At 70.7% G+C, this 13,709-nt stretch carries 14 protein-coding genes; 5 read left to right on the top strand and 9 right to left on the bottom strand.

What is annotated here, in order from left to right:
* Positions 1-6 precede the first annotated feature (6 nt).
* Entirely contained in the window at positions 7-387 is a 381-nt protein-coding gene (locus tag ACWPOB_RS14855) for a winged helix-turn-helix transcriptional regulator (protein ID WP_100057298.1), read from the bottom strand.
* A gap of 98 nt (positions 388-485) precedes the next feature.
* Here ACWPOB_RS14855 and ACWPOB_RS14850 point away from each other — a divergent pair, with 98 nt between their 5' ends.
* The gene (locus ACWPOB_RS14850; protein ID WP_100057301.1) at positions 486-893 is read left to right on the top strand and encodes a RidA family protein; all 408 of its coding nucleotides are present in this window, start codon (positions 486-488) and stop codon (positions 891-893) included.
* 128 nt (positions 894-1,021) lie between these two features.
* Positions 1,022-1,507 carry a hypothetical protein gene (locus ACWPOB_RS14845; protein WP_455401285.1) on the top strand — a complete coding sequence of 162 codons (486 nt, stop codon included), beginning with the start codon at positions 1,022-1,024 and terminating at the stop codon, positions 1,505-1,507.
* A 118-nt stretch (positions 1,508-1,625) separates the two neighbouring features.
* On the opposite strand, the gene ACWPOB_RS14840 is transcribed toward ACWPOB_RS14845, so the two are convergent.
* The 3 genes from ACWPOB_RS14840 to ACWPOB_RS14830 are packed head-to-tail and all read right to left on the bottom strand — an operon-like array spanning position 1,626 to position 4,925.
* Entirely contained in the window at positions 1,626-2,294 is a 669-nt protein-coding gene (locus ACWPOB_RS14840) for a MadR family response regulator transcription factor (RefSeq protein WP_006932871.1), read from the bottom strand.
* Entirely contained in the window at positions 2,291-3,730 is a 1,440-nt protein-coding gene (locus tag ACWPOB_RS14835; protein WP_006932869.1) for a MadS family sensor histidine kinase, read from the bottom strand. Before ACWPOB_RS14835 ends, ACWPOB_RS14840 begins: the two co-directional genes overlap by 4 nt.
* Before the next feature lie 19 nt (positions 3,731-3,749).
* Positions 3,750-4,925 (bottom strand): iron-containing alcohol dehydrogenase, encoded by a 1,176-nt coding sequence (locus ACWPOB_RS14830; protein WP_100057296.1) that lies wholly within the window; start codon positions 4,923-4,925, stop codon positions 3,750-3,752.
* Between the two features lie 325 nt (positions 4,926-5,250).
* Here ACWPOB_RS14830 and ACWPOB_RS14825 point away from each other — a divergent pair, with 325 nt between their 5' ends.
* Positions 5,251-5,595 (top strand): hypothetical protein, encoded by a 345-nt coding sequence (locus tag ACWPOB_RS14825; RefSeq protein ID WP_455401284.1) that lies wholly within the window; start codon positions 5,251-5,253, stop codon positions 5,593-5,595.
* 12 nt (positions 5,596-5,607) lie between these two features.
* Here ACWPOB_RS14825 and ACWPOB_RS14820 read toward each other — a convergent pair whose 3' ends face one another.
* The 4 genes from ACWPOB_RS14820 to mdo form a co-directional block, all read right to left on the bottom strand.
* A complete protein-coding gene (locus ACWPOB_RS14820) occupies positions 5,608-6,201 on the bottom strand; it encodes a carboxymuconolactone decarboxylase family protein (protein ID WP_455401283.1) in 594 nt (197 codons plus the stop codon).
* A 189-nt stretch (positions 6,202-6,390) separates the two neighbouring features.
* Positions 6,391-7,923 carry a MadC family VWA domain-containing protein gene (gene madC / locus ACWPOB_RS14815; RefSeq protein WP_455401282.1) on the bottom strand — a complete coding sequence of 511 codons (1,533 nt, stop codon included), beginning with the start codon at positions 7,921-7,923 and terminating at the stop codon, positions 6,391-6,393.
* Between the two features lie 4 nt (positions 7,924-7,927).
* Positions 7,928-8,992 carry a MadB family AAA-type ATPase gene (locus ACWPOB_RS14810; RefSeq protein WP_455401281.1) on the bottom strand — a complete coding sequence of 355 codons (1,065 nt, stop codon included), beginning with the start codon at positions 8,990-8,992 and terminating at the stop codon, positions 7,928-7,930.
* 91 nt (positions 8,993-9,083) lie between these two features.
* Positions 9,084-10,355 (bottom strand): NDMA-dependent methanol dehydrogenase, encoded by a 1,272-nt coding sequence (gene mdo, locus ACWPOB_RS14805; RefSeq protein ID WP_003937677.1) that lies wholly within the window; start codon positions 10,353-10,355, stop codon positions 9,084-9,086.
* Between the two features lie 317 nt (positions 10,356-10,672).
* Between mdo and ACWPOB_RS14800 the strand changes: the two genes are divergently transcribed.
* Entirely contained in the window at positions 10,673-11,728 is a 1,056-nt protein-coding gene (locus ACWPOB_RS14800) for a 2Fe-2S iron-sulfur cluster-binding protein (protein ID WP_455401280.1), read from the top strand.
* Positions 11,729-11,810: 82 nt separating this feature from the next.
* Here the strand turns inward: ACWPOB_RS14800 and ACWPOB_RS14795 are convergent, their stop codons facing one another.
* Entirely contained in the window at positions 11,811-13,055 is a 1,245-nt protein-coding gene (locus tag ACWPOB_RS14795; RefSeq protein ID WP_455401279.1) for an MFS transporter, read from the bottom strand.
* A gap of 230 nt (positions 13,056-13,285) precedes the next feature.
* Between ACWPOB_RS14795 and ACWPOB_RS14790 the strand changes: the two genes are divergently transcribed.
* The gene (locus tag ACWPOB_RS14790) at positions 13,286-13,651 is read left to right on the top strand and encodes an SPW repeat domain-containing protein (RefSeq protein WP_100058826.1); all 366 of its coding nucleotides are present in this window, start codon (positions 13,286-13,288) and stop codon (positions 13,649-13,651) included.
* Positions 13,652-13,709: the final 58 nt, after the last annotated feature.

Below are 13,709 nucleotides of genomic sequence, written 5' to 3'. Positions count from 1 at the left end.
GGCGCGTCAGGCGTCGAAGCGCCGGCGGGATTCCTCGATATCGCGGAGGTATCGCTGCGTCCAGTCGCACATCCCGTCGACCGTCGCACGGAGCGCTCGCCCCGGCTCGGTGAGGCAGTACTCGACCCGCGGCGGAACCGTGGGATACACCGTCCGCTCGACCAGGCCGTTGCGCTCCATCATGCGCAGGTTCTGGGTGAGCATCTTGTGGCTGATGCCGTCGACGCCCTTGCGCAACTCGCTGAAGCGCAGGGTGCCGTCACCGATCGTTTCGATGATCAACAGTGCCCACTTGTTGGCGACGTCGGAGAAGATCTCCCGCGCCAGCGAGTCTGCTCGCGTCAGGTCCGCATCCTCGGGCAGGCCGCTGAGCTGCTTGGTCACCATCGAGTTCCCCAGTCACTGAAAAGTGCGTTCTTCCACGTCAGGGAACACTCTCCTACGGTTACCGAGTAACCACAAGTGACCGAGAGAAAGTGGGCAGCATGTCCATCACCCTGGTGAACCCGAACGAACTGCCGAAGATCGACGCCTACCGCCAGGTATCCGTCGCCACCGGCTCGAAGCTGGTCTTCATCGCCGGGCAAGTCGCCTGGGACGCCGACGGCAACACGATCGGCGCAGGTGACCTCGCCACCCAGGTCGAGCAGAGCTACCTCAACGTCGGAGCCGCCCTGGCCGAGGTCGGTGCCACCTTCGCCGACGTGACGAAGCTGACCGTCTACGTCGTCGACTGGACTCCGGACAAGATGAGTGGGTTCGTCGACGGCGTCGCCCGGGCAGCCGCGAAGCTGGGCGTCACCCCCGTAGCGCCGGGCACGCTGATCGGTGTCGCAGCACTGGCCTCTCCCGAGCACCTGGTCGAGGTCGAAGCCACCGCAGTCCTCGACTGAACCGAGTCGCCGCACCCATGCAACGTGTCTGCCGTCGACCACGACGGAACCTGCGAAAACCAAGCCGATCGGTCGCTTTTGCGGCAGGATCGACCAGGACACACGCACATCCGACAAAAAGGACACAGATGCGACCGATCGCCCGCGCCGCGCTCATAGCGGTGGCGTCCGTTCCCTTGGCCCTGGCAGCCCCCGCCCTCGCGTCGGCGGCCGGCGCCACGGACGTCACCTTCGCCTTCACCGTCAGCGGTTCGACCGTGACCAACACGATCACCAACAACTCGGGCACGCCCCTGGACTGCATGACCGGGCTCGCCCCAGCTCCCGGCGGAGTACTGCCACCGGTCGCCGAGGTCATCCGGAACGGTCAGACCCTGGGCACGTCGGCCGAGGTGCAGCCGGGCGTGACCACCCAGACCGTGACCGAGATTCCCGACGGCTCGTACGTCGTGCTCGCCTCGTGCTCGACGGACGGCCTGGCAACCATGTGGGTCTCCGACTACCCGGGCATCGCAGACCACCTGGCGCCGCTGCCCGTCACCGCCTACACCGTCCAGGAGGCCTCGCCCGTCGTCACCGTTCCCAGCACCCCGCCGATCTTCGGCAGCAGCTGACCCTCGCCCCGACCCGCGGCCTGCACCGATCACCGGTGCAGGCCGCGGACTCGTCCGGGCCGGGCACCGCACGCTGCGTCCACGCCCGCCCGCGCTGCACGGGCCTCGGCACGACCGGTCAGATGAGCCCGCGCTTGCTGGCGGCGTATACGGCCTCGGCGCGACGGCTCACCCCGAGCTTGCGCATGATGTTGCTCACGTGGAACTTCACGGTGGTACCCGAGATGAAAAGGCGCTCACCGATCTTCGAGTTCGACAGGCCCGCGGCCAGCAGACGCAGCACCTCGAGCTCGCGATCGGTGAGCTGTTCCTGCGGCGTGGTCTGCCCGTTGAGGGACCGCACCACCGCCGCGGCACTGCGCGAGTCGAAGGCGCTCTCGCCGCGCGACACCGCGCGGATGGCGCGCACGAGTTCGGTGGTGTCGACGTCCTTGACGACGTAGCCGCGCGCCCCGGCGTGCACGGCCCGCACGACCAGCTGCTCATCGAGGAATGTGGTGAGCACCAGCAACCCGAGGCCGGGGCGGGCCGCCGACAGCTGCCCGCACAACGCCAACCCCTCGTAGTCGGAGCCGGCCGAGAGCTTCAGGTCCATCAGCACGATGTCGGGCCGGACCCGGTCCACCAGCGCGACCGCCTCGGCCTCGTGCGACGCCTCGCCCACCACCGCCAGGTCCGGCTCCCGCTCGAGAATCGAGCGCAGTCCCTGGCGCAGGATCGCGTGGTCGTCGACGAGAACGATGCGGACCGTCCGGTTCACCGTCCCGGGAGGGGTTGCCACGTTCATCGCTGTGCTCCTGTCCGCGCCGCGTGTGCCGACGCCGCACTGTTCCCGTTGTTTCCGGTCGCCTCGTCGGCGCCCCGCTCCGCATCGACGGCCGGTTCGGGCACCGGGATGCGCACCGCCACCCGCACCCCGCCGAGGCGGGCGCGGCGCACCTCGAGGGTGCCGCCGAGCTCGTGCGCGCGGGCCTGCATGTTGGCCAGACCGCGATGCCGGCCGTCCCAGTCGTTGTCCGCAGCCAGGCGCAGCATCAGCCGCATCCGGGCCGGGTCCCCGTTGCCGTCGTCGGCGACCGCCAACAGCACCGAGTCGGGCCGGTAGGTCAGCCGCAGCACCACGCGCCGGGCATTGGCGTGCACCGCGGCGTTGAACAGCGCCTCCCCCGCAATGCGCAGCAGCGAATGTTCGGCCTCGCCCGGAAGTTCGACCGGCGTGCCGCCCACCCGGACCGTGATGTCGAGTTCGCCCGGCGTGTGCGCGACGCAGAGCTGCTCGAGCATCTCGGGCAGCGACGTGCGATCCGAGTCGGACGGGTGGTTGAGCGCGTAGATCGCCGACCGCAGCTGCTCGACCGCGCGCCGCGTGAGCTCCTTCGCCAGATCGAGGCGCTCGCCGCGCTCGGTGTCGGGAATGTCGCTGCGGCACACCTCGATCTGCATGCCGGCGGACAGCACGGCCTGGGTGACGCTGTCGTGCAGCTCCCGCGCGATGCGGTGGCGTTCCTCGTCGAGCGCCTGGTGCCGATGGGCGGCGCCCAGCTGCCGTTGGGTCAGCTCCAACTGCCGGAGCGTGGCCTCGAGTTCGGCATTGCGGGCCTGCAGGTCCGCCGCCGCCCGGTTCGCCTCCTGGTAGGCCTGCTCCGCGCGTTCGAGCAGCAACTGGCCCCGCTGGTAGAGCGCGGAATTCTGCAGCGCCACCGCGGTCTGGCTGGCGAGGATCGACAGCACGGCGTGATCGGTGCCGTCGAGCGTGCGGTGCTCCGGGGTCCACGCGGCGATCGCGCCGGCCACTCCGCCGCCGAGGACGATGGGCACGAACGCGTGATGGGTATCGACGGCCGCGTCCCGGCCGATCGACCCCGACCGGATGTCCTCGAGGCAGCGCACGACGTCGTCGGGCAGGGGCGGACCTTCGACGTTGTCGACGAGGAACGGGGTGGCGTCGGGGCCGAGGACCAGGCGGCGCGGCCCCGCGTCGGGCAGGGTGCCGTCGGTGAGGGCGAAGACCACCCATCGGGCGCTCAGGTGGGCGCGTGCCGCCTCCGCTACGGCGCAGATCAGGGTCTCGGGGCCCTCGACGGTGCGCACCAGGGCACGCGAGATCAGCTCGAGCGCATGCACGACCCGCTCGAGGCGTTCGGCGGCCCCGCGGTACTGGGGATAGAACGTGGGCTTGCCGGAGCGCAGGCCGGTCAGCCGGGACAGGTCGGGCGCGGTCACCGGGCACCGCCCGCCCCGGTCACAGCGCCGCCCGGAACAGGGCCACCATCTGCTCCTGGGTGGCCTCGCGCGGGTTGGTGGACATGCACGCGTCGCGCAGCGCGCCGGCGGCCAGGCGTTCGAGGTCGGTCGCCTGCACCCCGAGTTCCCGCAGCCCGCGCGGCACCCCGACCTCCCGGGCGAGCCGTTCGACCCGGTCCGCGACGGCGAGTGCCGCTTCGACGGCCGAGCCGCGGTGCTCGTCGAGTCCGAGAGCGGCGGCGATCGCGACGAACGGCTCGGGATCGGACGCGGCGTTGAACCGGATGACGTGTGGGAGCAGCACCCCGTTGATGACGCCGTGCGGCAGGTCGAGCAGGCCCCCGACCTGGTGGCTCATCGCGTGCGCGGCGCCGAGGATCGCGTTGGTGAAGGCCAGGCCGGCCTCGAGGCTGGCCTGCGCCATGATCGACCGGGCCGCCATCTCCTGCGGGTCCTCGATCGTGCGTACCAGCGTGTCGGTGACGAGCCCGACGGCACGCAGGGCGTGGTGGTCGGTGAGCGGGTTGTGGGCGCGGGAGACGAAGGCCTCCACGCCGTGGGTCAGGGCGTCCAGCCCGGTGGCGGCGTTCAGGTCGTCCGGCATCGTCGTGAGCAGCCGCGGGTCGATCACGGTCAGGTCCGGGACCAGCGAACGACCGATGATGGTGATCTTGGTGCCGCGGACGGTGTCGGTGACGACGCAGAACTGGGAGACGTCGGCGCCCGTGCCCGAGGTCGACGGCACCACCACCATCGGCGGGATCGGGGCCGCCGCCCGGTCCACGCCCTCGTAGTCGAGGATGCTGCCGCCGTTGGCGGCGAGCACCGCGATGCCCTTGGCGGCGTCGATCACCGAGCCGCCGCCGAGCGCGACGAGCACGTCGCAGCCGTGGGCCCGGTACGTCTCGTGCCCGGCCGTGACCTCGTGGTCCTTGGGATTGGGGGTGAGGTCACCCCACACGATCGGGGTGAGTCCCTGCTCGACGAGGTGGCCGCGAAGCTCGTCGGCCCAGCCGGCCTCGATCAGGCCCGGGTCGGTGACCAGCAGGGGCCGGACCGCGCCGAGCCGCACCGCCGCGTGCGCCGCCTCGACCAGCGAACCGATCCCGAACACGATCTCCGGGGCGTGGAACTTGGCCAGCGTCGTCGCGGTGTGCTCCGATGCGACGGCCACTGCGCACTCCTGACGATCCCGATTGCTGTGATCCAGCTTACGTGGCTTCGAGCCTAGCCCCTCCACGACGGGGCGGCACCGGGCCGAACGGCAGGTGCGGTACCTGCCCGATCGGGCAGGTACGCCCGAGTTTGCCCGGGAGCCTCCGGAGGCCGACCGCGGGGTGAAGACGAAGTGAATGCCACCACCGCGCCCCCACCGGAACGGGACATATAGGATGCACGTCGCAGGGGTGGACCGGATACGCAGGAAACGGGCTGCGCACCGGCGGAAACGACCCTGGGAGAGCATCATCGACGGCCGATGGATCGTGTGGTGGCACGAGGTGGACGGCGTCACATGGCACGTCCACGACGACGAGAACGCGGCGCTCGACTCGGCGTACCGGGCGCTCCACTCCGATCGGCGGGTCGGGGATCCGGTCATCGAACGCCCCAACCGCACCCTGGTGCTGGGCAGTGAGTTCGCCGCGTACGTCAGGGCGCGGGAGGACGCGGAGGGCCGCCTGGCGATCCGCGGCACCCACCGGGTCGAGATCCGGTACCCGCTCGGCGTGGACCGGTGGATCTCGCAGGGGTGGACGTCGGAGCGGCTCGCACGGGCGAACTACGACGAGGCCCTCGAGCACTTCCGCCCCGACCGGGTCCGGCTCACGAAGCGCGACCACTGATCCCTCGCCGGCCTACCTGTCGAACTCCACGATCGGCGCGCGGCGCACGCCGGAGATCGAGGCGTGCACGACGGACATCGGCAGGAACGCAAGGACGATCAGCAACATGGCGACCTCGTACGCCACGCTGCTGCGCGGATCCGGGTTGCCCTTCAACCGGCCGCGGAGCGCGGTCCATGCGATTCCGTGGGCGTTGCCGACCATGATCGCCCGTACCGCCCCGAGCATCCCCTCGGCGGCGGACTTCCCGTAGACATCCACGAGACGGTGCCACGACTCGGGCGTGGGGTTGCCCCGGGTGTCGGCATAGTGCTGGGCGAACAGGACCGCGGCGACCTCGGAGTCGGGAACGTCGTCGAGGACCCCCGACAGGATGTTCCGGATCTCGGCGCTGCTCATTCCGGCCTCGAGGGCCATCTTCGTGTGGGCGTAGGAGCAGGCGCCGCAGCCGTTCACCTCGGTCACCGCCAGCATGATCCGTTCGACGAACTCGGGGCTCAGCTCGGCGCGCTTCCTGGCACCGATCAGGTGCTTCATCGATCGAACGCCCCGGTAGAAGATCCAGTAGGCCTCACGGATCGAATAGTGCTTCTTCGCGAACTGCATCGTCGTCTTCCTCAACTGTGCCCGGGATTCCGATGTGCCGGAGCACTCTCCCGTAAGCCGGCCGGTCCGCCGGCGGTGGCGTGGGCGGACGGCGCACGCACACCCCGGGGGGTATTTACCGGTCCATGGTAACCATCGGCCGTTCCCCCGCCGGAGCGGGGCCGGAGGCGGCCGGCACGGGGCGCGCACTCAACGCAGTGCGTGCCCGAGCTCGGCCGCGCGGGAGAGCAACTGGGCGGCGTCCCGGGCGACGACGACACGGTCGCACTCCGGCGCGTACTCGGGCATCGCGCACGTTGCCTGGGCCCAGTAGCGCTGCGGTTCCGGGGTGACCCAGGCGAGCCGGTGCACGCGACGGCGCAGGTCCGCGAGACGGTCGGCGCGGGAGGGCAGGCCGTTGCAGCGGCCGTCGCCGACGACGAGCACGCTGGTGCGCGAGTCGACGATCCCGGCGTGCTCGGTGAGCAGCTCGTCGAGGACCCGGCCGTAGTCGCTGCTCGCCTCGAGGTCGAGGCCGGGGTGCGCCAGGACCGCGGCGAGGGCGCCGTCACCGGTGCTCGCCAGCAGCTCCCGCGTCACGTCGACGGGACGGTCGACGAAGGCCAGGACCCGGCAGCGGTGGGCCCGGCCGTGCATGGCCTGGGCCAGGCGCAGCGTGAACGCGGTGATCGGGCGCACCGACAGGGACACGTCGGCCAGGATCAGCAGCCGGACCCGGTCCGGACGCGGGGCGCGGACGATCAGGTGAAACGGTACGCCGTCGGTGCGCATCCCGGCGCGGGCCGTGCGGCGCATGTCGAGGCGGCCACGGCTGAACTCGCGCGGCACCGGCCGGGCCGGTCCGCGCATCCGCCGCAGCACCTCGTGGCACGCCAGCTCGATCTCGGCTCGGGACGCGACGTCACCGGCGGTGTCGGGGGCGTCGGGTTCGCCGTCCGGCAGCGGGCCGCCGAGTCCGGCCTGGGACAGTGCCGCGACGAACGCCTCGACGGCCTCGACGAGCCGGTTCAGCTGCGCCGCACTGAGAGGTTCGTCGGCCTGGTCGTCGCCGTAGGCACGACGCGGATCGTAGGCGTCGAGCCACGCGAGGATGGATTCCGGATCATCCCAGGACAGCGAGCCGACCACGGCGGCACCGGGATTCGCGGCCAGCTCGCCGACAGCGGCGGCGCCGGCCCGATCCACGTCGACGGTGTAGGTGACCCCGCGCCGCCCCGAGTCGGCTCCGGTGTCCACGGACAGGGCGGCGTCCGACGACGTCATGGAGACGTCGTCGTCGTCCTTGTGCGGATTGAAGCCCTTGTCCGCCTCGGGGGTGTCGAAGTGGTCGCCGACCTCCGCGGCACGATCGTTGTATTCGGCGTAGCGGGCGATCTCCGGATCGTCGTCGAGTTCGAGCGCGGTGGGCAGGGCCTCGGCGAACTGCGCCCGGGGCGTGGACTTCTCGCCCGCGGCCCCGGCCGCATCCGTCGCCGCGAACAGCGCGTCGAAGGCCCGGTCGAAGCCGGGCTGCTCGTGCGGGTACTTCGCGCACACCGCACGCAGGCAGGCCCGCAGGACGTCGCGGTCGCGGGCCCCGACCAGACCGAGCACGCGGCGCACCTCGATGGTCTCGGCGGGCGAGGCGGACACCCCGTGCCGGCGCAGCAGGCGCCCGAACACGGCGGCGACCACGTCGAGGGGATACGAGGTGCGCATCGTCGCCAGCGGCGTCACGGGCATCGCGTCACCGCCGCGCGCCGATGCCGACGCCGCCGCGGCCACCGCCGCGCCCCCGGAACACCGCGGTGGTGGTGTTGGCCGGCCGGGACGCGACGGTGGCCCGCTCGGGCCGCTCCCCCGCCGGTTCGGCCGGGGCCGGGGCGGCCTCGGCCGGACTCCCGTCGAGACGTGCGCGGACCAGGTCGGCGTCGCCGGTGTACTTGAGGAGCGTCGCGAGCAGGATGTCGCGGATCTGCCGGAGCGAGGTGTGGTCGCCGCCGCCTCGCCGCAGGACGGTCGCGGCGCGCGCGGCGTCGATCACCTCCGAGATGGACGGGCTCTTGCGCAACGGCAGGTCCCGGAGGGTGCGGGCCAGGTCCACCACCTCGGCGGCGGTCACCGTGTCGACCTCGGGGGCCCGGGCGGTGACGATCTCGCGCTCGCGCTCGGGGGTGGGATAACCGACGTGGTAGTGCAGGCAGCGGCGCTTGAGGGCGGGCGAGAGTTCGCGGGTGTCGTTGGAGGTCAGGATCACCCACGGCGAGGACCGGGCCGTGAAGGTGCCCACCTCGGGAATGGTGACCTGCCCCTCGGCGAGGACCTCGAGCAACAGCGCCTCCATGGACTCCTCGGTGCGGTCCACCTCGTCTACGAGGAGCACCACCGGTTCCGGGGAGAGGATCGCCTCGAGCAGGGGGCGCACGGCGAGGAACTTCTCGGAGTACAGGCCGAAGTCCTGCGCGGCGAGGAACCGGGACGCCTCGGCGACGTCGGGGTAGGCGGCGAGCTGCTCGCCGATGCGGTCGCGCAGCATCTGCACGTGCAGCAGCTGCTTGGCGTAGTCCCACTCGTACAGCGCCCGGCTGTCGTCGAGCCCCTCGTAGCACTGCAGCCGCACCAGCCTGCGCCCACCGGCGGCCGCGAGCGCCTTGGCCAGCTCGGTCTTGCCGACGCCGGCCGGCCCCTCGAGCAGCAGGGGCCGCTGGAGCGCGGTGGCGAGGTGGACGACGACCGCGAACTCGTCGTCGGCGATGTAGTCGTGGCGGCGCAGCGCGTCGGCGAGTTCCGGTCCGCTGGCGAAGCTGGTCATCGGTGCTCCTGTGTCGTCGGCACTCGAGGGAGGTGGGTGTGCCCGGGGCGGGTCGCCCCGCCCCGGGCACGGGATCGGTCGAGCAGGTGGGTCAGTAGGACCGGTTGATGCAGTGGTCGACGACCGGGATCATCGACTCGACCGTCACCTCGCGCGGGTTGCCCGGCGTGCACCAGTCGCCCTGGATGTGCTCGGAGATGGCCCGCACGGTCTTCTCGTCGCCCTTGATGACGTCGCCGCGGCCGGCGTACTTGCCGGTGTTCATGCGGTTCTTCTCGTACGAGTCGACGCGCACCTGACCGAAGTTGTCGGGGATCCCGACGTCCTTGGCGAGCCGGATGGCGGCCTCGACCGCGGCGTCCGCGGCCTGGACGGTGGTCATGTTGCGGGTGTCGACGCCCATCGCGGTGGCGATGCGGGCGTAGTGCTCGTAGCGCGAGGGCAGGTTGTACTCCCACACGCGGGGCAGGGCGATGGCGTTGTTGAGGCCGTGGTGGCTGTCGAAGAAGGCGGACACGGCGTGCGAGATGGAGTGCACGATGCCCAGGCCGCCCGAGTTGAAGGCCTGCGCGGCGATGTACTGGGCGTTCATCATGCCCTCGCGCGCCTTGAGGTTGCGCGGCTCGAAGGTGGCCTCGCGCAGGTGCTTGGCGACGAGTTCGATCGAGTACAGGGCGTTGCCGAGCGACGGAGCGAAGTCCAGCCGCGAGACGAACGGCTCGGAGCCGTGGGCGAGGACGTCGAAGCCGCAGTAGGCGGTGAAGTGCTGCGGGCAGGTGTAGTACAGCAGCGGGTCGTCGATGGCGAGGGTGACGATCGTGGCCTCGTCGAAGCCGACCCACTTGTGCGGGTGGTCCATGTCGGAGGTGTCGGTGATGACGTATGCCCAGGAGGTCTCCGAGCCGGTGCCGGCCGTGGTGGAGACGGCGATGTGCGGCGGGTTCTCCTTGTTGGTGGACTTGGCGAAGCCCTCGAATTCGTTGATGTTGCGGCCGTCGTGGGCGATGACCACGCGGGCGCCCTTCGCGGCGTCGTGGCTCGAGCCGCCGCCGACGGAGATGATGGAGTCGCACTTCTCCTGCTGGTAGAGGGCGGCGGCCTCCATGACGTTGTAGTCCTTGGGGTTGGATTCGACCTTGTCGAACAGGACGACCTCGACACCCTGGTACTCGATCTTGCCGATGAGCTCCTCGATGATGCCCGAGCCGCGCAGGCCGGTCGTCATCAGCAGGGTGCGCTTGAAGCCCAGGTTCTTCGCCTCGACACCGATGATGTCGTGGGCACCGACACCCATCAGCGCCCGGGGGAAGGGGTGGAACTCCTTGATGGGAAAGTCCCAGATCTGGTTGAGTTCGATGGCCATCGCGTTTCTCCTGGTGTGTCGGCCGGAAGTGGTGGTTCGAAGGGGGCGGCCGGTGTGACCGGCGTCTCTTCCCTTCCCCACTTTCGGGCTCGATCACGCTCACGGAAAGGGGTTCGAGCCCGAACCGTCCGGTCGCGGGACCGAAGCCGTCCGGTCGAGCGCGCGGGCCTACCCGTTCGGGCAGGTGCCGTTCCCGCTGATCGGGAGCCGACCGGACCCCGGCGCACCCCGTCCCGGTAGCGTCGTCTTGCTGATATCCTGAAACTAGAACGCGTTCTAGATTGCTTCACCCGCACCACGGAAGGACCGACCTGGCCATGACGACAGTCGAGGTGCCGCACGGCTCGCGATCCGCGATCCTGACCGTCTCCGCAGTCATCGAGGAGACGCCGGACTCGCGCTCGATCGTCTTCGACGTGCCGGCCGAGCTCCAGGACAAGTTCGCGTACAAGCCCGGACAGTTCCTGACCCTGCGCATCCCGAGCGAGCAGACCGGCTCCGTGGCCCGCTGCTACTCGCTGGCCAGCTCCCCGTACACCGACGACGCCCCCAAGGTCACGGTCAAGCGGACCGTCGACGGTTACGGGTCCAACTGGCTGTGCGACCGGATCTCCGCCGGCGACCGCCTCGAGGTTCTGCCGCCGTCGGGAGTGTTCACCCCGAAGTCCCTCGACCACGACTTCCTGCTGCTCGGCGCCGGCAGCGGCATCACTCCCGTCATCTCGATCCTCAAATCGGCACTGACCCAGGGCTCGGGCACGGTCGTGCTGGTCTACGCCAACCGCGACGAGGCGTCGATCATCTTCGCGGACGAGCTGCGGGCGCTGGCGGAGAAGTACCCCACCCGGCTCACCGTCGTGCACTGGCTCGAGTCCGTGCAGGGCATGCCGTCCGCCGACCAGCTCGCCACCCTGGTGACCCCGTACACGAGCCACGAGGCGTTCATGTGCGGACCCGGTCCGTTCATGGACGCCGTGCACCGGGCGCTGCAGGCCGCGGGCATGCCGCGCTCCCAGGTGCACGCGGAGGTGTTCAACTCCCTCGCGGGAGACCCGTTCGCCGACCACACCCCCGTCGAGGTGAGCGACGAGGAGGCGGCCGACGCCGCGACCGTGGAGGTCGAGCTCGACGGCGAGACCCACACGATCCCGTGGCCGCGCTCCCAGACCCTCGTCGACATCATGCTCGCCAAGGGGATCGACGTGCCCTACTCCTGCCAGGAGGGCGAGTGCGGCTCGTGCGCCTGCACCGTCCTCGAGGGCAAGGTCGAGATGGACAACTGCGAGATCCTCGACCCCGAGGACATCGAGGCCGGCTATGTGCTCGGCTGCCAGGCCCACCCGGTGACGGACACGGTCAAGATCGTCTTCTGAGACGGTGAAGGGACCCTCCGTCCGGCTCGTCCGGCTCGTCCGGACGGAGGGTTCTTCGAGTACGGGCCCGGCAATCCTCGCCTCAGACGAGAACCGGTGCCTCCGCGAGCTGTGCGCCCGGCCGCCGCGGGCCGCGCAGCGCCACGCCCGCCCCGGCCCCGAGCGCGAGTACGATCACGGCACCGCCGTAGCCCAGCGTCGTCGCGGTCAGCCCGAACGCGCCCGTCGCCAGGCCCGCGAGCACCGCGGGCACGGAGAACGCGAGGTAGCAGACGACGAACGTGGTGGCGAACAGGCGCCCGCGCTCGTGCGGCGCCGCCAGGGCGCCGATGACGTTCATCGCCCCCAGGAACGCCGCCCCCCAGCCGAAGCCCGCGACGGCGGTACCGGCGAAGTACGCGACGGCCCAGCCACCGAGCACGGCGGACACGACGACGCCGACGCCGGTGGCGAGGATCGCGGTCCCCGCGACGACGACGCGCCGCGGGTCGGAGCCGCGCAGCACCGTCGCGGCAACCGAACCGGAGGCGAAGAGGGTGAAGATCGCCAGCCCCGCGACGAGGCGGTTGTCGATACCGAAGACCGTGCCCACGATCGACGGGCCGAGGGACATGTAGAGGCCGCCGAGCGACCACGCCGACAGCAGACCGGGCAGGATCACCAGGTACGGGCCCCGCACGTCCGCCGGCACCGACGCGCTCGGCAGCAGGCTGCGCAGCGCGGCCCGGCGGGACGCGAAGCCCGGCGCGGGTGCCCGGTCGGGGACGAAGACGAGCACGACGGCCAGCGCCAGCGCGATCACGACGACGAGGGCATAGACGAGGACGGTGGGAAGGGGCGCGAACTGCACGAGCAGGCCCGCCCCCGCGGCGCCGAGGGCGAGCCCGAGCGACGGCGCCACGCTGTTGACGAAGGATCCGAGGCGCGGGTTCGGTTGCAGATCGATCACGGCGGCGCTCACGGCGCCGGTCGCCGCGCCGACCGCGAGACCCTGGAGCACGCGGGCCAGCACGAGCCAGCCCACGTCGTCGGCGAGGACGAACACGCCCATGCTCACCACGAGCAGCAGCAACGCCCCGATCAGGACCGGTCGGCGGCCGACGTGATCGGAGATCGAGCCGATCGTCAGCAGCGTGGCGAGCAGGGCGAGCGCGTAGACGGCGAAGACGGCGGTCAGCATTCCCGCGGAGAAACCCCATTGCTGCTGGTACAGCGGATAGAGCGGGGAGGGAGCGGACGACGACGCGGTGAGCAGGAAGCTGGCCGTGCCCACCGCCGCGAAACCGTAACGGCGTGGCAGGGAGCGGCCCGGCGTCGGCTCCGGCATCGGACCTCCTGAGAACTCGTGCGAGAACGGCCGACAGTTCGTTGGCCAAGGCAACGATCTAGTGGAACACACGTCCCGCGGAGATCATTCCCGCACCGGTCACCGATCCGTAAAAACCGCCTCCCAACTGCACGGGAGCGTTACCGCAGTGCAATCGCCCACACCATTGACCGACCGGTCGATCAGGTCTATACCGAAGGCAGGACACAATCCGCACTAGGAGGCTCGACATGTTCTCCGACAGCCGGCTACAGGACTACGTGGCCGTGATCCTGGGCGTCTTCACCGCCCTCTCCCCGCTGTGGGTCGCCAACGACAACACGACGATGTGGACCCTGATCGTCCTCGGCGTGCTGATCGCGCTGACCGGACTGGCGCAGATCGTCCGGCCCACCATGGCCGCGATCGACTACGCGATGGGCGTCTTCGGCGTGCTGCTGTTCCTCTCCCCCTGGGTCATGGGCTACACCGAGTACAGCGGTGCATCCTGGACGGCCTGGGTGGTGGGCGTGCTCACCGTGGTCGTCGCGGTGGCGGCACTGCCCGTGATGAGCGCCCGGATGCACGGACACGGCGGACTGGCCACGCACCACTGATCACGGCGCGGAAGGCCGTGACACCGACCTTCCGCACGCGGAGGGCGGGAGCCGAGGC

The sequence above is a fragment of the Rhodococcus sp. 2H158 genome (genome assembly GCF_053764755.1).
This window is presented reverse-complemented; position numbering and strand designations above follow the sequence as displayed.